Annotated in this window: 19 protein-coding genes; 9 read left to right on the top strand and 10 right to left on the bottom strand. The window is 59.5% G+C overall.

From position 1 onward, the window contains the following. Positions 1–71: 71 nt before the first annotated feature. Positions 72–1,994, top strand: coding sequence for an AsmA family protein (locus TG4357_RS11045; RefSeq protein WP_058262950.1), 1,923 nt, complete (start codon positions 72–74; stop codon positions 1,992–1,994). Here the strand turns inward: TG4357_RS11045 and TG4357_RS11040 are convergent, their stop codons facing one another. From TG4357_RS11040 to TG4357_RS11025, 4 genes are all read right to left on the bottom strand, one after another. Continuing rightward, positions 1,995–2,477 (bottom strand): transglycosylase SLT domain-containing protein, encoded by a 483-nt coding sequence (locus tag TG4357_RS11040; protein WP_058262949.1) that lies wholly within the window; start codon positions 2,475–2,477, stop codon positions 1,995–1,997. 149 nt (positions 2,478–2,626) lie between these two features. Continuing rightward, positions 2,627–3,553 (bottom strand): ornithine carbamoyltransferase, encoded by a 927-nt coding sequence (gene argF / locus TG4357_RS11035; RefSeq protein ID WP_058263004.1) that lies wholly within the window; start codon positions 3,551–3,553, stop codon positions 2,627–2,629. A 103-nt stretch (positions 3,554–3,656) separates the two neighbouring features. Next, the gene (locus TG4357_RS11030) at positions 3,657–4,826 is read right to left on the bottom strand and encodes an aspartate aminotransferase family protein (protein WP_058262948.1); all 1,170 of its coding nucleotides are present in this window, start codon (positions 4,824–4,826) and stop codon (positions 3,657–3,659) included. Between the two features lie 273 nt (positions 4,827–5,099). Continuing rightward, complete coding sequence (locus TG4357_RS11025) at positions 5,100–5,891, bottom strand: ABC transporter permease (protein ID WP_058262947.1); 792 nt, start codon at positions 5,889–5,891, stop codon at positions 5,100–5,102. Positions 5,892–6,033: 142 nt separating this feature from the next. Between TG4357_RS11025 and TG4357_RS11020 the strand changes: the two genes are divergently transcribed. After that, the gene (locus TG4357_RS11020) at positions 6,034–6,612 is read left to right on the top strand and encodes a GcrA family cell cycle regulator (RefSeq protein ID WP_058262946.1); all 579 of its coding nucleotides are present in this window, start codon (positions 6,034–6,036) and stop codon (positions 6,610–6,612) included. Between the two features lie 76 nt (positions 6,613–6,688). On the opposite strand, the gene TG4357_RS11015 is transcribed toward TG4357_RS11020, so the two are convergent. From TG4357_RS11015 to hrpB, 3 genes are all read right to left on the bottom strand, one after another. Further along, positions 6,689–8,170 carry an inorganic phosphate transporter gene (locus tag TG4357_RS11015; RefSeq protein ID WP_058262945.1) on the bottom strand — a complete coding sequence of 494 codons (1,482 nt, stop codon included), beginning with the start codon at positions 8,168–8,170 and terminating at the stop codon, positions 6,689–6,691. An 85-nt stretch (positions 8,171–8,255) separates the two neighbouring features. Beyond that, a complete protein-coding gene (locus TG4357_RS11010) occupies positions 8,256–8,714 on the bottom strand; it encodes an NUDIX hydrolase (RefSeq protein WP_058262944.1) in 459 nt (152 codons plus the stop codon). Between the two features lie 108 nt (positions 8,715–8,822). Further along, a complete protein-coding gene (gene hrpB, locus TG4357_RS11005) occupies positions 8,823–11,273 on the bottom strand; it encodes an ATP-dependent helicase HrpB (protein ID WP_058263003.1) in 2,451 nt (816 codons plus the stop codon). A 209-nt stretch (positions 11,274–11,482) separates the two neighbouring features. Between hrpB and meaB the strand changes: the two genes are divergently transcribed. The 5 genes from meaB to TG4357_RS10980 all read left to right on the top strand — a co-directional run bounded on the left by meaB (position 11,483) and on the right by TG4357_RS10980 (position 15,925). Further along, positions 11,483–12,469 (top strand): methylmalonyl Co-A mutase-associated GTPase MeaB, encoded by a 987-nt coding sequence (gene meaB / locus TG4357_RS11000; protein WP_058262943.1) that lies wholly within the window; start codon positions 11,483–11,485, stop codon positions 12,467–12,469. Positions 12,470–12,645: 176 nt separating this feature from the next. Beyond that, positions 12,646–14,532, top strand: a complete 1,887-nt coding sequence (locus tag TG4357_RS10995) for an ABC transporter ATP-binding protein (protein ID WP_058262942.1) — start codon at positions 12,646–12,648, stop codon at positions 14,530–14,532. Positions 14,533–14,623: 91 nt separating this feature from the next. Beyond that, complete coding sequence (gene rpmB, locus TG4357_RS10990) at positions 14,624–14,911, top strand: 50S ribosomal protein L28 (RefSeq protein ID WP_058262941.1); 288 nt, start codon at positions 14,624–14,626, stop codon at positions 14,909–14,911. Between the two features lie 115 nt (positions 14,912–15,026). Beyond that, complete coding sequence (locus tag TG4357_RS10985; protein WP_139193650.1) at positions 15,027–15,365, top strand: hypothetical protein; 339 nt, start codon at positions 15,027–15,029, stop codon at positions 15,363–15,365. 50 nt (positions 15,366–15,415) lie between these two features. Continuing rightward, positions 15,416–15,925: a copper chaperone PCu(A)C gene (locus tag TG4357_RS10980; RefSeq protein WP_058262939.1), complete on the top strand. Its 510-nt coding sequence runs from the start codon at positions 15,416–15,418 to the stop codon at positions 15,923–15,925. Between the two features lie 97 nt (positions 15,926–16,022). On the opposite strand, the gene TG4357_RS10975 is transcribed toward TG4357_RS10980, so the two are convergent. After that, a complete protein-coding gene (locus tag TG4357_RS10975) occupies positions 16,023–16,715 on the bottom strand; it encodes an NAD-dependent deacylase (protein ID WP_058262938.1) in 693 nt (230 codons plus the stop codon). A 43-nt stretch (positions 16,716–16,758) separates the two neighbouring features. On the opposite strand from TG4357_RS10975, the gene TG4357_RS10970 reads away from it, so the two are divergent. Continuing rightward, on the top strand, positions 16,759–17,193 hold the full coding sequence (locus TG4357_RS10970; protein WP_058262937.1) for a low molecular weight protein-tyrosine-phosphatase: 435 nt from the start codon (positions 16,759–16,761) through the stop codon (positions 17,191–17,193). 63 nt (positions 17,194–17,256) lie between these two features. Here TG4357_RS10970 and TG4357_RS10965 read toward each other — a convergent pair whose 3' ends face one another. Further along, on the bottom strand, positions 17,257–18,120 hold the full coding sequence (locus tag TG4357_RS10965) for a branched-chain amino acid aminotransferase (RefSeq protein ID WP_058262936.1): 864 nt from the start codon (positions 18,118–18,120) through the stop codon (positions 17,257–17,259). 182 nt (positions 18,121–18,302) lie between these two features. Between TG4357_RS10965 and TG4357_RS10960 the strand changes: the two genes are divergently transcribed. After that, positions 18,303–18,848: a L,D-transpeptidase gene (locus tag TG4357_RS10960; RefSeq protein ID WP_058262935.1), complete on the top strand. Its 546-nt coding sequence runs from the start codon at positions 18,303–18,305 to the stop codon at positions 18,846–18,848. A gap of 113 nt (positions 18,849–18,961) precedes the next feature. Here TG4357_RS10960 and trpS read toward each other — a convergent pair whose 3' ends face one another. Continuing rightward, entirely contained in the window at positions 18,962–20,008 is a 1,047-nt protein-coding gene (gene trpS / locus TG4357_RS10955) for a tryptophan--tRNA ligase (RefSeq protein ID WP_058262934.1), read from the bottom strand. Positions 20,009–20,068 lie beyond the last annotated feature (60 nt).

Below are 20,068 nucleotides of genomic sequence, written 5' to 3'. Positions count from 1 at the left end.
GTTCAATTCCGTTGTTGTGGCGGTTCCCCTGAATTACGCTGGACCCGAAGCACAAGCGCAAGGGGGCCGCGATGCGTTGGGTATTTCGTCTGATCGGATTTGTTTTCGTGTTGATCGGCGTGGCTCTGGTTGGGGTGATCTTTCTGCCCGGCGACCGGATCGCGCAGGTGGCAGTGGATCAGATCAAGGCGCAGACCGGGCGATCGGTGGTTCTGAAGGGCGAAAGCAAGGTCAGCTATTATCCGGTTCTGGGTATCAGCACCGGGGCGTTGGAAATTGCCAATGCGGATTGGTCCGACAAGGGTCCGTTCATGGTGGCCGACAGCCTGAAGGTCGGGGTCGACCTGATGGCGCTGATCGGTGGCGAGGTGAAAATCACCGGGCTGGAAGCGGTCAATCCGGCAATCCTGTTGGAAAAACGCGCGGACGGTCGGGTGAACTGGGAATTGGGGGTCGAAGGGGTCGCGCCGTCGGGCCAGACTTCGGGCACCAGCAATGCTTTGGCGTTGTCGCTGGACCGGGCGCTGATTTCCGGCGGCAGCCTGCGCTATGTTGATCATGGGGCAGGCAGCGAAACCCGGATTGGGGAGATCGCGCTGGATTTGCGTTGGCCGGAGTATCGCGGCAATGCGGATTTCGATTTGTCCGCCCGGCCCGACGGGGCGGCAACCCTGTCAGTGACGGGGGATATCGACAATCTGGCTGCGCTGATCGAAGGCGACATTACCGACCTGTCGGTCACGGCCAAGGCCGGGGGCGGTCGGGTGGTTTTTACCGGGCGGGCAGGCTTGCCAAACCAGGCGCAAGGCAAGGTGACGGCCGATTTGCCCGATACGGGCACATTCATGGCAGCAATGGGCCTTGCCGGGGTCGATCTGCCTCAGGGGTTGGGACGCAAGGCGACGGTCGCGGCAGACCTGACGTTGACATCGGCCATGCAATTGAGCTTGCGGGCATTGCAAATCACGCTGGATCAGAACAGTTTTTCCGGGGACGTCGATGTCGATCTGGCTGCCAACGTGCCGACGGTGACGGCGAATCTGTCAGCGGGGGTAGTGGATCTGTCCGGGCTTGCTGGGTCCGGCGAATCGACCGGCGCGTCGGGGTGGTCGAAAGAACCGATAGATGCCAGCGCGCTGGGACTTTTCAACGGGCGGGCCGCGCTGAACCTGCAAGGCCTGCGCGTCGCGGGGCTGAGTTTCGGGGCGGCACAGCTCAGCGCCACGGTCGAGCAATCCCGCGCAGTGGTGGTATTGAACCAGATGGCGGGCTATTCGGGCGCGTTTTCGGGGCAGGTGGTGGCCAATAACCGCAACGGGCTAAGCGTTGGCGGCAAGGTACGGGCCAGCGCCGTAGAAGTGCAGAAACTGTTGGGGGATCTGGTCGGGATCACACGGTTTACCGGTCAAGCAGAAGCATCGCTCGACTACCTTGGGGCGGGCAATTCGGTGCATGCGATCATGAATTCTCTGTCGGGCAATGGATCTGTCAACATGGGGCGCGGCACCATCGAAGGCATCGATCTGGACAGCTTGATGCGCAAAGGGCTGGCCACGGGTGGGACCACCGTATTCGACAGCTTGTCGGCCAGTTTCACTATGGAAAAGGGCAATCTGTTCAACAAGGACCTGCTGTTAAAACTGCCGGTGATTTCCGCCAGTGGCGAAGGCCGCGTCGGGCTGGGTGCGCAAGATATCGACTACCTGTTCAGTCCCAAGGCCAGCAGCGCGTCGAATGAAAAAGGCGTGGTCATTCCGGTACGGATCAGGGGGCCATGGGCGGGGCCGAAAATCTGGCCCGATCTGGAAAAGGCGATCGATCTGAACTTGAAGGACGAAAAGGACGCTTTGCGCGAAAAGGCCGAAACCCGGGTCAAGGACAAGCTGAGCCAAGAACTAGGCGTCGAAGTGGAAGAGGGCCAAAGCGTCGAAGATGCGGTTAGACAGAAGATCGAGGACGAAGCGGTGAAGGGGCTTTTGAATCTGCTGAAATAATCAGCCGCGCAGCCCGGTTTCCTGCAATAGCCCACGACGCTTGGCTTCGTAGTAGTAGCCGCGCGCATACCACATCACTGCCTTGTCTTGACTGCCATCGGACACCATCCACGCCCCGCGCAGGTACTTGACCGCGTATTTCAGGTTGGTTTCGGCATTCAGCAGGTCCTTGGGTTTGCCGCGAAACCCCATGCCGCGTGCGGTCTGCGGCAGGATTTGCATCAGCCCGTAATAGGGGCCGTTGCGCGCCTTGGGCCGATACATGCTTTCGCGCTGAACTACCTTGTGGACCAAGCTGCGCGGCACCTCGTACTGATCGGCGTATTTATTGATCAGTTTGCGCAATTCCCGTGTTTCATTCGGGTACAATTGCGGTTCGGAGGATCGCGTGGACCGGGTTTCGCGCCCGCGACGCCCGCCGCAGGCAGACAGCGCAGCGGCGGAAAACAAAAACAATGCGGTGCGGCGTGAAAACGTCGTCATATCGAGACTCCTGAGAACTGGTTCGGGTTTTACAGGTCTCTGACACAGGACGATAGGGTCAGGCAAAAAGACAGCGGCTTTTTGCCGGTGGGTCGCGGCGGATCGGTTGCACCGTCAAGCGGCGCGTAGCCGCGACCGGCAGGCCAGCATTAGACCCCGAGGCACCAGCGCATGACCGCCTTTTGCGCATGCAGCCGGTTTTCGGCCTCGTCGAAGATCACCGAATGCGGCCCATCCATCACCGCGCTGGTCGCTTCGTCGTCGCGGTGCGCGGGCAGGCAATGCATGAACAGCGCATCGGGTTTGGCGTGACGCATCAGGTCTTCGTTGACCTGGTAGGGGCGCAGCTGATTGTGCCGCCTCTCGCGGGCCGATTGTGGATCGTGCATCGAAACCCAGGTGTCGGTGACCACAAGGTCGGCACCTTCGATCGCGGCAACCGGATCGCGGACGATCTCGACATTCGACCCCTTGGCGCGGGCTTCTTCGACGAACACCATTTCAGGGTCCAGCGGCGGTGGCCCGGTGAAGGTCAGGTCGAAGCCGAACTGCCCGGCCGCATGGGCGAAACTGGCAAAGACGTTGTTGCCATCGCCGCACCAGACCACCTTCTTGCCCTTGATCGATCCGCGATGTTCTTCAAAGGTCTGGATATCGGCCATGATCTGACACGGATGGGTGCGGTTGGTCAGCCCGTTGATCACCGGAACGGAGGCGTATTCGGCCATTTCCAGCAGGGTTTGTTCTTCGAATGTGCGGATCATGATCAGGTCGACATAGCGCGACAGCACACGGGCGGTATCGGCAATGGTTTCACCATGCCCCAGCTGCATGTCCGCGCCCGACAGAACCATCGTCTGGCCGCCCATCTGACGTACACCGACATCGAAGCTGACCCGGGTTCGGGTCGAGGGTTTTTCGAAGATCAGCGCGACCATCTGACCGTCCAGCGGCTGATCGTCATCAGGCGCACCTTTCGGGCGGCCATTGCGGGCGGTTTTCATCGCCTTGGCACTGTCGATCATTGCATGCAGGTCTTCAGGGGAGGTTCTATTGATGTCGAGAAAATGAGCCATTGTTTTGTCTTTCGTCGGAAACGGGGAGGAGGCGCTGCCCCCGTCGTTGAAAATCTGGGCGATTTTCAACGACACCCCCGGGATATTTTTGAACAGAAGAAGGTCAGCTGAGGCTTTGCGCGGCTTTGTCGAGCCGGTTGAACGCTTCGTCGATTTCTTCTTCGCTGAGATTGAGCGGCGGCAGCAGGCGGATCACGTTGTCGGCGGCAGGTACCGTGATCACCAGGTTGTCATATCCGGCTTTTACCAGGTCGGTATTGGTCACCTTGCATTTCAGACCTAGCATCAGGCCGGAGCCGCGCACGCTGTCGAAGATTTCAGGATGTGCCGCGACCAGTCCTTCCAGTTTCTGCCGGAACAGGCCCGAACGGGCGCGAACACCGTCGAGGAACGCGTCATCCGAGACGATATCCATGACCGCGCTGCCGACGGCGCAGGCCAGCGGGTTGCCGCCATAAGTCGATCCATGGGTGCCTGCGGTCATACCGCTGGCGGCGTCTTCGGTGGCCAGAACAGCCCCCAGCGGGAACCCGCCGCCAATGCCCTTGGCGACCATCATGATATCGGGAGTGATCCCGGCCCATTCATGGGCGAACAGCTTGCCGGTCCGGCCCATGCCGCATTGCACTTCGTCAAGGATCAAGAGAATGCCTTTTTCGTCGCAAAGCGCGCGCAGCGCTTTGAGATCGGCATCGGGTAGCGGCCGGATGCCGCCTTCGCCCTGTACCGGTTCGAGCAGGATCGCGCCCACCGTGTCGGTGATGGCGGCGTCGAGCGCTGCCATGTCACCCCAGGGCAGGTGAATGAAGCCCGGCAGGATCGGGCCGAACCCCTTGGTCATTTTTTCGGATCCTGCCGCAGCGATCCCGGCAGAGGAGCGACCGTGGAACGAACCCTCGAATGTGATGATATCGGTCTTTTCCGGTTGTCCTTTGTCGTACCAGTATTTGCGCGCCATCTTGACCGCCAATTCGCACGATTCGGTGCCGGAATTGGTGAAAAAGACGGTATCGGCAAAGGTCTGGTCAACCAATTTGTCGGCCAGCGCCTGTTGCTGCGGAATGTTGTAGAGGTTGGACACATGCCACAGCTTGCCCGCCTGTTCGGTCAATGCGGCGACCAGCGCGGGATGGGCATGGCCAAGCGCATTCACCGCGATCCCGGCCCCGAGATCCAGAAAACGTCGGCCATCCGCTTCGATCAGCCAAGAGCCTTCGCCCTTCACGAATGAAAGTGGCGCACGGGAATAAGTCGGCAGGACAGACGGGATCATGGTTTGAATCCTTGTTCCATGGAAGGCCCCGAGGTTGCATCGCGGGGACCGGGTGTCAACATTTTAGGTAAGGGTTTGCCGTATTTACGGCGGTTCAAAGCGGATCGGACGTCAGGCGCGGGTGCGTTGGCGTCGAATCGGAGCGATATGAATGCTTTTGAACATGGCCGGGCAAATAGCCTGTTCTGGCCGCTGACGGAAGGGAAAATCCGCATCCTGTGCGGGAGTGTGGTGAATGGATCACTGGGCGGGCAGACGGCCGGTGCCGCGGGATCAGTTTTTCAGTCTGAATCCGGTACGAAACATATTCCAGGCCAGCGCACTTACCACGGCGGTCGATCCCGCCGCCACCAGCAACGCCAGCCAGGGATTGCTGTCGGACACGCCCAGTACACCGTAACGCACCCCGTCGATCAGGTAGAAGATCGGGTTGAAATGGGTCAGTTCGCGGATCACTGGCGGCAGCGCGCTGACCGAATAGAAGGTACCGGAAAGGAAGGCCAAAGGTGTGACAATGAAATTGGTGATCGCGGCCATCTGGTCGAATTTATTGGCATAGATGCCCGCGGCCATGCCGATGGCCCCCATCAGGGTCGACCCCAGCACCACGAAGGCCAGCGCCCAGATCGGATGTTGCGGCACGATGCCCAGAAGCAGCACCAAACCGACACTGATCGCCAGCGCCACCATCACGCCTCGTGCAATGCCGCCAGCCAGATAGCCGATCACAAGTTCGAGCGGCGCCAGCGGTGGCATCAACGTGTCAACGATATTGCCCTGCACCTTGGAAATCATGATCGATGAGGATGTGTTGGCAAAGGCGTTCTGAATCACCGTCATCATCAGGATGCCCGGTGCGATGAAGGTCGAAAATGGCACCCCCATCACATCGCCGCGCGCCTTGCCGATGGCGAGTGAAAAGATCATTATAAACAGCGCGGCGGTGGTCAGAGGGGCCACCAAAGTTTGAGTCCAGACCGCCAAAAAGCGCTGCACTTCGCGTGCAGACAGCGTGTAAAGGCCCAGCCAGTTGACGCGCCCGAAGCGCCGTGTGCCCATTTCCATACTCGTTGCTCCTTCAGCGGCAGGTCGCCAGACCCGATTCGATGCCTTGTAACTCAGGCATGGATGGATAAAATAGGGGCTGATCTAGAAATATGAGGGCGGCCCGCGCAAGAGGGGCCGCTTTTTAGGTAAGGAAACCGGCATGTCCTGGACCGACGAGCGCGTTGAACTGTTGAAGAAAATGTGGGGCGAAGGGCAATCTGCCAGCCAGATCGCCAAAGAACTGGGCGGGGTCACCCGCAATGCGGTGATCGGCAAGGTGCATCGTCTGGGGCTGTCGAACCGGTCCAGCGGCACCGCCGCGTCGGATGCGCCCAAATCCGAGGCCAAGGCCAAGCCGGCCCCCGCCAAGCCCAAGGCCGAGGCAAAACCCAAGGCGAAACCAACCACCGAACCGGCGGCACCCGCTGCGGCGGCGCGTCCGGCTGCCATGCCTGCGCGCAAAGCGATTATTCCGGCTGGGCAACCGTTGCCGCCACAGCCGTCGGCCAATGAAATCAGCCCCGAAGCCTTGGCCAAGGTGAGCGAGATTGAAAAGAAGGCGAAGCGTCTGACCTTGCTGGAATTGACCGAACGGACCTGCAAATGGCCAGTGGGCGACCCGGCGACCGATGATTTTTGGTTTTGTGGGCTTCCGGTGCAAGCGGGCAAACCTTATTGCGAAGCGCATGTCGGCGTGGCGTTCCAACCGATGTCGTCGCGCCGCGATCGTCGCCGTTAAACAGTTCGTCAAATCTACAAAAGAAAGCCCCGCAGGTTTCTGCGGGGCTTTTCGTTATGCAGGTGAGGTGAACGGATCAGCCCGCGACCGAATACAGCAAGTAGTAAATACACGCCGACATCAGTGCAGCGGCGGGGACCGTGATGACCCAAGCTGCGACGATGGTCATGAAATGCGACCGCCGCACCAATTTGCGCCGACGACGTTCTTCCGGTGCCAGAAGCTTGGCTGAAGATTTCTTTTTGCTGTTCGCCCGATACCGGCGTTCGGTATGCCATTCACGGAAGAAACCGACGCCGAAAACACCGCCAACCGCGATATGGGTGGAACTGACCGGCAGTCCCAGCCAACTGGCCACGATCACCGTGATCGCGGCGGCCAGCGACACGCAATAGGCGCGCATCGGGTTCAGTTTGGTGATCTGACTCCCCACCATACGGATCAGTTTGGGTCCGAACAGGAACAGGCCAAACGAGATCCCGAAAGCACCGATCACCATGACCCAGCTGGGAATGGTTACCTTGGCTGCGATATCGCCTATGGTGGTGACATGGACAATCGCCGCCAGAGGGCCGACCGCGTTGGCAACATCATTGGCCCCATGTGCAAAGGACAATAGCGCCGCCGACAGGACCAGCGGTATGCCAAACAACACCTTCAGCGATTTGTTGCGATTTTCCAGCCCTTGGGACTGACGTCGGATCAATGGTACCGAAACCAGATAGAGAAGGACGCCGACGACAACGCCGATACCGACCGAGGTCAACAGGTCGATCTTGATGACATGTTTCAGACCCTTCAGGGACAAATATGCAGCAAAGGCCGCTGCCATGATACCGATCAGAACCGGGACCCAGCGGCGCGCTGCGGCAATCTTGTCTTCGGTATAGATGATTTTGGCCTTGATGAAGGCCAGAAACAGCGCAGCAATCACTCCGCCCAGAACTGGCGAAATGACCCAACTGGCAGCGATCTTTGCCATCGTTTCCCAATTGACGGAACTCAGCCCCGCTGCTGCGATACCCGCCCCCATGACGCCACCGACCACAGAATGCGTGGTCGAAACCGGTGCGCCGACCCAAGTTGCCAGATTGACCCAAAGCGCCGAGGAAATCAGCGCGGCCATCATGGCAAGGATGAAAACGGTGGGATCGGACATACCGGCTGGATCAATGATCCCCTTGGCAATGGTCGATACCACGTCACCACCCGCCAACAGCGCCCCGGCGCTTTCGCAAAGCGCCGCAATGAAGATTGCGCCGCCCATGGTCAGGGCGTTGGCCCCGACTGCCGGGCCCATATTGTTGGCCACATCGTTAGCCCCGATATTCAGCGCCATATAGGCGCCGAAGACCGCTGCTGCCGCAACGGTCAAAGTGCCGGAGCTTTGGCCAAAGAACATGGCCGCGATCAGGCCGGCCAGAATGATGAATGCCAGCGCGATCCCGGGTGCCACAAGAGGCCGTGAAACATAGTTTGCGGCGTATTCAACCTGTGAAATTCGCCCCAGATCTTTGTCGAGCGTCTTCCACTGTTTGCCAGTGTTCGGGTCAGTCATCGTGTTCTCCAGCAATCCTTCTGTGCGCCCTAGGTGCAGGGCGCTCTCAAATCAAGGATTTTGTCACGAAACTGTCGCAGAACCGTTACAAAGACAGCAGCAGCGCCTTCAGCCCTTTTTCGCTTACCAGCCGCGCCGCTGCTGCCGGAGCGACCCATTGCCGGGTGCGCTGATCGGCCTCGGGGTAATTGGCGCTAAGCTCTTCGACGTCGACCAGAAACGCCTCGGCTTCGATCGGGGTGATGTGCCCGTCATCGTGCAGTTTGTCATAGTGAAACCGGCCCAGCGGCTTTTTAGACACTTTGCCGGATTTGACACCCGCTTCTTCCCAAGCTTCCTGTAGGGCGGCTTCTGCGTTTGATTTGTTACGCATCGGCCAACCCTTGGGAACGATCCAGCGGCCGGTCCCGCGCGACGTGATCAGAAGAATCTGCTTTTCGCCGGATTTTACGCGCACGCAAATAGCCGCCACCTGCATTGCAGGCGGACGCAGAACCAGCCGACTGGCCAAGTGGGGCCAGGTTTTCTTTATGCGTTTGCTCATGAACTTCTGCTCGTTCTTGATTGATGCACGCCTTGCGGGACGTCTTGGCAGAGTTTTATATCAGAAAGATAACAGGAGCACAAAATTTTAGGGAATATGCCCGCATAATTAGCGTCCGCGTGGTTTTGCCCTGAGCGTCGGGTCGGCCTGTGTCGGGTCTTCGGGCCACGGGTGCTTTGGGTACTTGCCGCGCATATCCTTGCGCACATCCGCATAAGAACTGGCCCAGAATCCGGGAATGTCCATCGTTGTCTGCACCGGGCGTCTAGCCGGGGACAAAAGCGTGACTTTCAGCGGCGTGCGTCCCACCATGGGATGGCTGGTCTGGCCAAACATTTCCTGCAAGCGCAGGCTGATTTCGGGGACTTCGCCGGAATAATCTATCGGGATCTGCCGCCCGAGCGGGGTGGTGAAATGTGCTGGGGCAGCGCGGTCGAGCACCTGCATCTGGGTCCAGTCGAGCATCGCCCTGAGCGGATTGAGAAGGTCGAATTTTTTCCACCCTTCGGCGGTTTTGACGCCAGAAAGATGCGGTAGCAACCAGTCTTCGAGACTGTCCATCAGCGCGGGGTCGGACATGTCGGGCAGGGCGTTTTCAGCATCACGCACCAGCTTCACCCGGGCAATGAACCGTTTCGCGGCGTCGGATGGGACAAGGCCCAGATCGCGCACCCCGTCCAGCATGGCGCGGGCGATGGCTTCGGGCGGGGCGTCTTTCCAAATCCGGTCGTCCAGAACCACCGCGCCCAACTTTTCCTGTGTGCGTGCAATCACCCGGCGGTCGCGGCGGGACCATTCACAGTGATCGATCCAACCGATCTGATCGGCAAACAGACCGCGCAGTTCGGCTTCGTTGATCTGGATCGCCTGACGGATGCGGGCTTCGCGCGGATTGCCGTCAAGATCGGTGGCAACGATCAGCCGGGCCCCGGCAAGCGGATCGTGGTCGTCCATCACCGCGCCTTTGCCGCCCGACAGGATATAGCGCGCGGCGTCGCCCTTGCGGCGCAATCCGATCCGGTCGGGATAGGCGAGGGCGGCCATTTCGGCGTCGCTCATCCCTCCTTTGCGGTCGGGCTTCACACGCTTGGCCAGCCGCTTTGCTTCTGATTTGATCCGCTCAATAGCACCGCGATTGGCTGAGAAGGGATGGCGGTCAGTATAACCGCGCAGGTCGCGCAACGCCGATAGCCGTAGTGACAAATCCACCGGGGCAGATCGGGCCAACGGATCGCGATCGGCCAGTAGCGCGGCCAGCACGGCAGCATCAGGCCCGGCAACCGTCAGCATATGAGCAAGCCGCGGATGCAGCGGCAGCGCTGCCAAGGCGCGACCGTGATCGGTGATCCGATTTTGCGCATCAAGCGCCTGCAGCATCCGCAACAGGGACCGTGCTTCGGCAAATGCACCGGGATTGGGTGCGGTGAGAAGGGCCAGATCAGATGGTGATGCCCCCCAAAGCGCCAGTTCCAGCGCCAACCCGGCCAGATCGGCGGTTTCGATTTCCGCCGGTGGAAACGGTTGCAATCCGCCTTCTTCGCCCTTGGTCCAGAGCCGATAGCATTGCCCTTCGGCCACGCGCCCGGCGCGTCCTGTGCGCTGTGTGGCTTCGGCCTTGGTGACCTTTTCGGTCACCAGCCGAGACATGCCCGATCCGGGGTCGAAACGGGCCCGGCGGGCCCGGCCCGCATCGACCACCACGCGCACATCCTGAATCGTCAGCGACGTTTCCGCGATCGAGGTTGCCAGCACCACCTTGCGCCCGGACTTCGCCGGTTCGATCGCGGCGCGTTGTTTGCCGAACTCCATCGCGCCGAACAAGGGGCGAATATCGCAATCGGTGGGCAGGCGGCCTTTCAGAAGGGCTTCGGTGCGGCGAATTTCGCCTTCACCCGGCAAGAAGACCAGAACGCCACCTTCTGTTTCCGACACGGCTTGCTGAATTAAGGTTGCTGTGGCTTCTTCCAGCCGGGTTTTCGGCCCCAGCGGCCGATCAAGCCAACGGATATCCACCGGAAAGGCACGCCCCTGCGAGGTAATTACGGGCACATCGCCCATCAAAGCCGCCACCGGACCAGCGTCGAGCGTGGCAGACATCGCCAGCAGGATCAGGTCGTCGCGCAGCGCTTCGGCAATTTCGAGACAGAGCGCCAACCCTAGATCGGCATTGAGCGAACGTTCGTGGAATTCGTCGAAGATCACGGCACCAATGCCGGACAGTTCGGCATCTGACTGAATCATCCGGGTCAGGATACCTTCGGTCACGACTTCGATCCGGGTGGATTTCGAAATTTTTGCGTCGCCCCGGATACGGTAGCCAACAGTCTGCCCCACCGGTTCGCCAAGCGTCTGCGCCATCCGTTCGGCAGCGGCGCGGGCGGCCAGACGGCGGGGTTCCAGCATCAGGATGCGCCCCGTGGTCAGGCCTGCTTCTAGCATCGTCAACGGCACAACCGTGGTTTTACCCGCACCGGGGGGCGCTTGCAGCACCGCGCGGGAACGGTTGGTCAGCGCCGTAAGCAGGTCGGGCAGGGCGGAGTGGATGGGAAGGGTCGTCATGGCCTGTTTATCAATGATGTGCTGCGCGGGGTAAAGTGATCCGTCTGTATCGACTTTTTCCTTTCGGGTCGCCTGCAACCCGGTCGCGGCCAGCCATTTTCACGTTTTGGTTATGCGTTTTGCATCTTCGCAGGCTCTTTTTCTGTCGCTGTCTGGACAAATGGGCCCCGGTCAAGGCAAGAAAGCCCCCGGATCAACGGGATGATGCAATGGATATCGCAAAGCTCAGTGACAAGATCGTGGCCGGCGACCGTCGCGCCTTGGCCCGCGCCATCACCTTGGTGGAAAGCAGCCGCCCCGATCACCGCGAACACGCGGCCGAACTGATCGAAACGCTGCGCCGAAAAACCGATGCGCAGGCTGTTCGCATTGGTCTGTCGGGGACGCCGGGGGTGGGCAAATCCACCTTTATTGAAAGCTTCGGCATGATGTTGACCGAACAAGGGCTGCGGGTTGCGGTTCTGGCCGTCGATCCCAGTTCAGCCCGCTCCGGTGGGTCGATATTGGGCGACAAAACGCGGATGGAACTGCTGAGCCGCAATCCCAATGCATTCATTCGCCCGTCCCCCAGCGGAACCCACCTGGGCGGTGTGGCGCGGCGATCGCGCGAAGCGGTTGCCCTGTGCGAAGCTGCCGGGTTCGACGTGATCCTGATCGAAACCGTGGGTGTCGGCCAATCCGAAACCGTGGTGGCGGAAATGTCTGATCTGTTCATCCTGCTTCTGGCCCCGGCGGGGGGCGATGAATTGCAGGGGGTGAAGCGCGGCATCATGGAAATGGCCGATATCATTCTGGTCAACAAGGCCGATGGCGATCTGAAACCGACCGCGATGCGCACCTGTGCGGATTATGCCGGTGCCCTGCGCCTGCTGCGCAAACGCCCCTATGACCCCGAAGGGTTCCCCAAGGCGATGACCGTTTCAGCACTGGAACAGGATGGGCTATCCACGGCTTGGGACGAAATGAATACGCTGGTCAATTGGCGACGCGAAACCGGACATTTTACCGGCCGCCGGGCGGAACAGGCACGCTACTGGTTCGAAGACGAAGTGAAACAAGCGTTGCTGGCGCAGCTGCGCACCGGTCAGGCCCGCGCCGCGTTGGACCGGATCGGGGATCAGGTGGCCAAAGGTCAGACCACGCCATCGAAGGCCGCCGCGCAGTTGTTGCAGGAACTTCAAAAATCCTCCGAGTGACAAATGCGTCCCCTTCCGCTATCACTACCAGAGCCAAAAGACGGAGGGCACAGAATGTATTGCGGGATCACAAGCACCTTTTGACAAGGTAATCGATCCCGCGTGGCCGGTTGCTGAAAAACCGCCCCGCATCTGTGCTCTAACATTTCCCACAAATTCCATTTTTGGTGGCCACCATGTTTCGTTTCTTTGAAAATCTTGTCGATCCATTTACGTCTTTTGACGAAGCGACCCCACCAGGGACACTTTGGGCCTATCTGAAATCCCAGTTCGGGCCGTTCCGCAAATGGATGCTGGCCTTGGCGTTGAGCGGCATCGTCGTGGCGCTGATCGAAACCGGTCTGATTTTCTATTCCGGGCGGATCATTGATCTGCTGTCGGCCAATACGCCCGACATGCTGATGAGTCTGCATGGGCGCGAATTGCTGTTGGCTGCGGTCTTTGTCGTGACGGTGCGGCCTTTGTTCATCATGCTGAATCATCTGTTTCTGGAACAGATGTTGGCAGGTAATATGCAAGAACAGGTGCGTTGGCGGGCGCACAAGCACTTGCTGGGCCAATCGTCATCGTTTTTCCAAAATGATTTTGCCGGGCGGTTGACCAATCGGGTGATGCAACTGGGTGCTGCGGTCGAAGATGCAACCTATATGGCATTCGAAGGTATTTGGTATGCGCTGACCTATGTGGTCAGTGCCGCCTTGATCCTGTCGCAGGTCGATCCGTTGCTGGCGGTGCCGCTGATTCTTTGGGTCGTTCTGTATGTCGCCTATGTTCGCCACGTTGCGCGCCGTGTGGCGGTGGCATCCGAAAAATGGTCCGAAGCGCGTTCAACTGTGACGGCGCGGGTGGTGGATGCCTATAGCAATATCGAAACAATCAAGCTGTTCGCCGATGAAGGCACCGAAGAAGGCTATGTTCTATCGGCCATGAAACGGCTGCGGTTGCGGTTTCAACGATTTTTACGGCTGATGACGGAACTCAGCTTTGGTCTCAACGTGGTCAATGGCGTGCTGATCCTGGGTATGATGACGCCCGCGATCTGGTTGTGGATGCGCGGAACGATTTCGGTGGGTGAAGTCGCGGCGGCTTCGGCACTGACGCTGCGGCTGAACGGGATGTCGGGGTGGATTATGTGGGTTACGGTACGACTGTTCGAACATGCCGGCGTCATCCGCGAAGGGCTGCAATCGGTAGCGGTGCCACATGATGTGGTCGACGATGCCGATGCGGCGCGGTTGCAAGTCACCAACGCACGGATCGAATTCCGCGATATCAGCCACCACTACGGCAAAGGCGAAGGTGGGCTGGATCATATCAACCTGAATATCGAACCGGGTCAGAGGGTCGGGCTGGTTGGTCGGTCGGGGGCTGGGAAATCGAGTCTGGTCAATCTTTTGCTACGGTTCCGCGATACCGAAGCCGGACAAATTCTGATCGACGATCAGGATATTCGTCACGTGACGCAGGTGTCACTGCGCCAGGCCATCGGCATGGTCAGTCAGGATAATTCCCTGCTGCACCGTTCGATCCGGGCCAACATCCTGTACGGTCGGGCCGCTGCGCCCGAGGCCCAGATGATCGGGGCGGCGAAACAGGCCGAGGCGGACGAGTTTATCCGAAACCTGATCGATCCCAAGGGGCGTATTGGCTATGACGCACAAGTTGGTGAACGCGGTGTGAAGCTGTCAGGTGGGCAACGGCAACGGATCGCCATCGCGCGGGTCATTCTGAAGGACGCGCCGATTCTGGTACTGGACGAAGCCACCAGCGCGCTGGACAGCGAAGTCGAAGCCGCGATCCAAGAAACGCTGTTCGGCCTGATGCAGGGTAAAACGGTGATCGCCATTGCCCATCGGTTGTCGACGATTGCCCAGATGGACCGGATCGTGGTGATGGATCAGGGCCGGATCATCGAAGACGGCAGCCATGATGAATTGCTGGCGCAAGGCGGGGTCTATGCCCGGCTATGGGCGCGGCAATCGGGCGGTTTTCTCGGGGAAGAGGCCGAAACGGACAAACCATCGGCCTTGGGCCTTGACGCGCCCGCTGATTCCGCCTACTGACGCGAAACGGAATTCAGGGCGCTGCCTGCGGCGGCGTCCATTTATGTTGTAGGGGCCGGAAGTGCTCCGTTGATGAGACGAGGATAGACACATGTCGCGCCGCTGCGAACTGACCGGTAAAGGCCCGATGTCTGGCAACAATGTCAGCCACGCCAACAACAAAAACAAGCGTCGTTTCCTGCCCAACCTGAACGACGTTACGCTGCAATCCGAAACCTTGGGTCGCGGTTTCAAGATGCGCATCACCGCCGCTGCTTTGCGCTCGGTTGATCACCGTGGTGGGCTGGACGCGTTCTTGGCCAAAGCCAAGGATACCGAACTGTCGGCCAACGCGCTGAAGATCAAAAAAGACATCGCCAAGGCACAAGCCACAGCCTAAGTCTTTTTGACATCTCGAATTGGTGCAGCCCTGCCGGATACCCGGCGGGGCTGTTTCCTTTTGTCGCTTTCACATTCTCGTTCAGCACAATATATCTGCTTTGATGAAACCGGTGTTGCGCTCATATCTTGCCCTTGTGCTGGCTGCGCTGCTGACCTTGACCGGTCAGTCGATGGCGGTAGCGCGTGGTATGCCCAATGCCGCGGGTGAGATTGTTCTGTGCACCGGATTCGGCCCGATATCGGTATTGGTCGATCAAAACGGTCAGCCGGTGGGCAAGCCGCATATTTGTCCCGATTATGCCTTATCACTTTTCGCGCTGCATGAGGGACCGCCTCTCCAGTTCTTGCGTCCCTTGGGGCAGGTGGTCACGTTGCAGATCGAAACCGGCAGGGTGGTGGCCATGGGCGATATCGTTCCCGCAACCGCCCGCGGGCCACCTGCGATTTTTTGACAACTCGAAATCCAAACATTTATCCAACCGTCAAAAAAAAGGAGCGATCCATGTCGTTCAAATCCACCATTTTCGCCGCCGTTGCGGCCACTGTTCTTGCCGTCCCCGCCTTTGCAGACGGTATCATGGTCAAAGACCCTTATGCCCGCGCATCGTCGATGATGTCGAATTCCGGCGCGGCCTTCATGATGATCGAAAACCAAACCGGTCAGGACGATCATCTGGTTTCGGCCAGCTCGGACGCAGCCGAACGGGTAGAACTGCATACCCATATGGAAAACGCCGATGGCGTGATGAAGATGGTGCATGTGGAAGAAGGCTTCGATCTGCCCAAGGACGGCATGATTGCCATGCAGCGCGGTGGCAAACACGTGATGTTCCTGGGCCTGAAAGCCCCGTTCGAACAAGACGCGATCGTCACTGTGACCCTGAGCTTTGAAAAGGCGGGCGATGTCGTCGTCGAAGTACCGGTCGACCTGAACCGCAAGCCGATGGCTGGTAACATGGATCACAGCAAGATGGGGCATGGAAAAATGAAAATGGGCCAACCGTCGAACTAAGTCGGCAACCGGTCCATAGGACCGTTTTGGCAACGCAACAGCCGGGTTTCGTACCCGGCTGTTTTCGTTTCAGCTCTGCCCGGACCCGAAGCTGGCTTCAGCCGTTCAGCAGGTTTTTCACCCATAGCGGTACGGTTTCGGTCGCTTTTCCGAAATGGGTTTCGGAAAAATCGGACACGACCGACGAGGGTTCCAGATTCAGTTCCACCGTATGTGCTCCATGGCGGTCGGCATCTTGCACAAAGGCCGCAGCGGGATAGACTTCGCCTGATGTACCAATGGCGGCGAACAGATCGGCGTCGCGCAGATGGTCCCAGATTTCACCCATGTGATAGGGGATTTCACCAAACCAGACGATATCGGGCCGGGTTGCAGGGGTGGAACAGGCCGGGCACGGATCATCGGGCCGCATGGCGTCGGGTGCGGCCCAGCGGTGACCGCATTTGGCGCAAAGTGCCCCCGCCAAACGGCCATGCATATGCAGCACCGTGCGCGATCCGGCCGCTTCGTGCAACCCGTCCACATTCTGGGTGATGATGATCACTTGCGCGGGATGCTCGGCCTCCAGCAGGGCCAGCGCGGTGTGGGCGGAATTGGGCAGGGAACGGGTGGCTTGCAAGCGCCGCGCATTGTAAAAGTCGTGCACCAGCTGCGGATTGCGGGCAAACCCTTCGGGTGTTGCCACATCTTCGATCCGGTGTTGCGCCCAAAGCCCGCCTTCGTCACGAAAAGTACCAAGGCCGCTTTCAGCGGAAATGCCCGCGCCGGTCAGAATAACGATCTTTTCCATCTCTCCCCCTTACCCTAGATACTGTGCCGTAAAGGAGCCCCCTGTGACCAGCCATATCCTGTTCGTTTGCCTTGGAAACATCTGCCGATCCCCCGCAGCCGAGGGGGTGATGCGCAAATTGGCACCTGAATTGCGGCTCGACAGCGCGGGCACGTCGAATTGGCATGTGGGCGAAGCGCCGTATGGCCCGATGCAGAAGGCCGCCCTGCAGCGTCAGGTTGATTTGTCCGAACTGAGGGCACGGCAGTTCACGGTTTTGGATTTCAACAGGTTTGACCTGATTCTGGCGATGGATCGGGACAACCTGGCCAATATCGAAAACCTGCGGCCCGACGGTAGCGAAACGCCGGTGCGGCGGTTTGCAGAATATGCTGATCGGGGCGTTTCAGAGGTCCCCGATCCCTATTATACACGCGATTTCAACGGTGTTCTGGACCTGATCGAAGCCGCAGCGCGAGGATTGCTGGCCGGGCTTTAGGCGGGGCATTCAACAGCTGCGCCCAAATTCCTGCCCGGCCTGATGGTGTCTCAGGGGCTCTGCTCAGCCCTTCGAATGGGCCCAGTCCCAGTAAAGTTCGCGGGCGCGTTTGGTGATCGGGCCGACGGCGTAGGTTGTGTCGTCCAGCGCGGTGACCGGGGTGACCTTGTTCATGTTGCCCGACAGGAACACTTCGTCAGCCTGTTCGAAATCCTCGAAGGTCAACACGGCTTCATGAACCTTGAACCCATCCGCGCGCAGGTTCTTGATATGACGCGCTCGGGTGATCCCGGACAGGAAAGTGCCGTTTCCGATCGGTGTGAAAACCTCGCCATCGCGGACCATGAAAACATTCGCGGTGGCGCTTTCGGCGACATTGCCCATCGCGTCGGCGACCAAGGCATTGCCGAAGCCTTTCGATTTCGCTTCGGCGATCATCCGGGCATTGTTGGGATAAAGGCAGCCCGCCTTGGCATTGCAGACCGCGTTTTCCAGCACCGGGCGACGGAACCGGGTGCGGGTCAACGTGGTGGCCGCTTCGGCCGGGGCCATTGGCACGGCTTCCAGAGAAATTGCAAATCCGGTTTCGCCGGCCATCGGCATGATGCCAGTGCTATCACCATGTATCGCCCAATACATCGGGCGGATATAGACTGCGGTACCTTTGTCGAAACCGCGCAGGCCCTCGTGGACCAGATCGACCATGTCTTCATCCGACACCGTGGGTTCGATCATCAACGCCTTGGCGGATCGGTTCACCCGGGCGCAATGGGCGTCCAGATCGGGTGTCAAACCATCAACGAACCGGGCCCCGTCAAATACGGTACTGCCCAGCCACGCGCCATGATCGGCGGCATTCATCACAGGGTAGTCCCCCTGATGCCAGGTGTCTTTGAAATAGGTGCGGATCGTATTGCTGAGTGCCATGGTCTTCTCCTTCGTGGCGCAGACTAGGGGCGCGCACGGGGAAGGTCCATACCGTAGATCACCGGGGCAAGAGGTTCGGCGATGGCGGTGCATAGGCGGCCACGATGCCACACCATCTTGTGAATTGCGAATAGGTGCCTTTTGCTCAATTTGTCCCTGAAGCAAGCGAACAGGAGACATCAATGGCACCCAAGATATCGCGACGAACGGTTCTCGCCACAGGGTTGGCAGGACTGGCCAGTCCCGCATTGGCGGTCGAGACGGTTCGGCACAACGTATCCAGTTTCAAACGTGTCGACTGGCGCGATCATTTCGAGGATCTGGGCGGGGGGCTGATCATCGCGGATACCGCGTCGCGGGCTTTGCATTTCTGGAACGCGGATGAATCGATCTACCGGATCTTTCCCACCTCGGTTCCGCTGAGCGAGGATCTGACGCGGTTGGGATACACCAAGGTCGTGCGCAAGAAAGAAGGGCCGACATGGACACCGACGCCGTCGATGCGCGAACGCGACCCAAGCTTGCCACCGATGATCCCAGCCGGTCCGGAAAATCCGCTGGGGACACATGCGCTGTATCTCAGTTGGCAATATTACCGAATCCACGGCACGCATGACACGCGCAAAATCGGTCGGCGGTCATCGGATGGCTGCATCGGGCTTTATAATGAAATGATTGCCGAACTGTATGGCATGGTGGCGGTCGGAACCCGGGTCCGGCTGATCTGAGCACCGGTTGAGATGGGGCGGAGGAGGGGGCTTTCTGCCCCCTCTTGGCCTTCGGCCAATTCACCCCCGAGGATATTGTTCAGAACAGAAGAAGCCCCGGGGGGGGGGAAGGTTCACGAGCGGATCATGCCGGTGATATCGTAGGTTTTCTGCAGGATCGGCGTGGCGATTTCCCTGGCGCGGTCGGCACCGCGGCGCAGGATGCTGTCGATTTCACCCTGGTCCTGCATCAGCCGCGACATTTCGGTCGAAATCGGCGCGAGCTTCGCTACTGCAAGGTCGGCGAGCGCCGGTTTGAATGCTCCGAATTGCTGACCAGCATGTTCGGCGATCACCTGTTCCGGCGTCAGATCTGCCAGCGCGGCGTAGATGTTGACCAGGTTGCGCGCCTCGGGGCGGTCTTCTAGCCCCTCGATGCTGTCGGGCAGCGGTTCGGGATCGGTCTTGGCCTTGCGGATCTTCTTGGCGATGGCATCGGCATCGTCGGTGAGGTTGATCCGGCTCATGTCCGACGGATCGGATTTCGACATCTTCTTGGTGCCGTCGCGGAACGACATCACGCGGGTCGCCGCGCCCTCGATCACCGGTTCGGTGATGGGAAAGAAATCGACGCCGTAATCGTGGTTGAACTTGATCGCGATGTCGCGGGTCAGTTCCAGGTGTTGTTTCTGGTCCTCACCCACCGGCACATGGGTGGCGTGATAGACCAGGATGTCGGCCGCCATCAGCGCCGGATAGGCAAGCAGCCCCAACGAGGCATTCTGCGCGTTCTTGCCCGCTTTGTCCTTGAACTGGGTCATCCGCTGCATCCAGCCCAACCGGGCGACGCAGTTGAAGATCCAGGCCAACTGGGTGTGTTCGGGCACCTGGCTCTGGTTGAACAGAATCGATTTTTCCGGGTCGATGCCAGCGGCGATGAAGCCGGCGCACAATTCGCGGGTGGCGCGGGCCAAATCGGCAGGGTCCTGCCAGACGGTGATCGCATGCAGGTCGACCATGCAATAGATCGATTGAATGCCCTTGTTCTGAGCATCGGCGAAGCGTTTGAGCGCGCCGAGATAATTTCCCAAATGCAAGTTGCCTGTGGGTTGGATGCCCGAAAAGACCCGGGGGGTGAAACCGGCATTCGGGGTGGATTGCGTTTGGACCGCATCCGACATGGTACATCTCCGTCTGGATTTATCTGTGCGGCTGGCTTACCCATGGCCCAATGGCCCGTC

Origin of the sequence: Thalassovita gelatinovora, from assembly GCF_001458355.1 — a bacterium.
Classification (GTDB): domain Bacteria; phylum Pseudomonadota; class Alphaproteobacteria; order Rhodobacterales; family Rhodobacteraceae; genus Thalassobius; species Thalassobius gelatinovorus.
Note: the sequence above shows the minus strand (reverse complement) of the source record. Positions and strands in the feature narration are given on the sequence as shown.

Bases quoted from the DNA above. Each gene is read 5' to 3' on its own strand.
- TG4357_RS11045 (WP_058262950.1), top strand. From the start codon at position 72: ATGCGTTGGGTATTTCGTCTGATCGGATTTGTTTTCGTGTTGATCGGC.
- TG4357_RS11040 (WP_058262949.1), bottom strand. From the start codon at position 2,477: ATGACGACGTTTTCACGCCGCACCGCATTGTTTTTGTTTTCCGCCGCT.
- argF (WP_058263004.1), bottom strand. From the start codon at position 3,553: ATGGCTCATTTTCTCGACATCAATAGAACCTCCCCTGAAGACCTGCAT.
- TG4357_RS11030 (WP_058262948.1), bottom strand. From the start codon at position 4,826: ATGATCCCGTCTGTCCTGCCGACTTATTCCCGTGCGCCACTTTCATTC.
- TG4357_RS11025 (WP_058262947.1), bottom strand. From the start codon at position 5,891: ATGGAAATGGGCACACGGCGCTTCGGGCGCGTCAACTGGCTGGGCCTT.
- TG4357_RS11020 (WP_058262946.1), top strand. From the start codon at position 6,034: ATGTCCTGGACCGACGAGCGCGTTGAACTGTTGAAGAAAATGTGGGGC.
- TG4357_RS11015 (WP_058262945.1), bottom strand. From the start codon at position 8,170: ATGACTGACCCGAACACTGGCAAACAGTGGAAGACGCTCGACAAAGAT.
- TG4357_RS11010 (WP_058262944.1), bottom strand. From the start codon at position 8,714: ATGAGCAAACGCATAAAGAAAACCTGGCCCCACTTGGCCAGTCGGCTG.
- hrpB (WP_058263003.1), bottom strand. From the start codon at position 11,273: ATGACGACCCTTCCCATCCACTCCGCCCTGCCCGACCTGCTTACGGCG.
- meaB (WP_058262943.1), top strand. From the start codon at position 11,483: ATGGATATCGCAAAGCTCAGTGACAAGATCGTGGCCGGCGACCGTCGC.
- TG4357_RS10995 (WP_058262942.1), top strand. From the start codon at position 12,646: ATGTTTCGTTTCTTTGAAAATCTTGTCGATCCATTTACGTCTTTTGAC.
- rpmB (WP_058262941.1), top strand. From the start codon at position 14,624: ATGTCGCGCCGCTGCGAACTGACCGGTAAAGGCCCGATGTCTGGCAAC.
- TG4357_RS10980 (WP_058262939.1), top strand. From the start codon at position 15,416: ATGTCGTTCAAATCCACCATTTTCGCCGCCGTTGCGGCCACTGTTCTT.
- TG4357_RS10975 (WP_058262938.1), bottom strand. From the start codon at position 16,715: ATGGAAAAGATCGTTATTCTGACCGGCGCGGGCATTTCCGCTGAAAGC.
- TG4357_RS10965 (WP_058262936.1), bottom strand. From the start codon at position 18,120: ATGGCACTCAGCAATACGATCCGCACCTATTTCAAAGACACCTGGCAT.
- TG4357_RS10960 (WP_058262935.1), top strand. From the start codon at position 18,303: ATGGCACCCAAGATATCGCGACGAACGGTTCTCGCCACAGGGTTGGCA.
- trpS (WP_058262934.1), bottom strand. From the start codon at position 20,008: ATGTCGGATGCGGTCCAAACGCAATCCACCCCGAATGCCGGTTTCACC.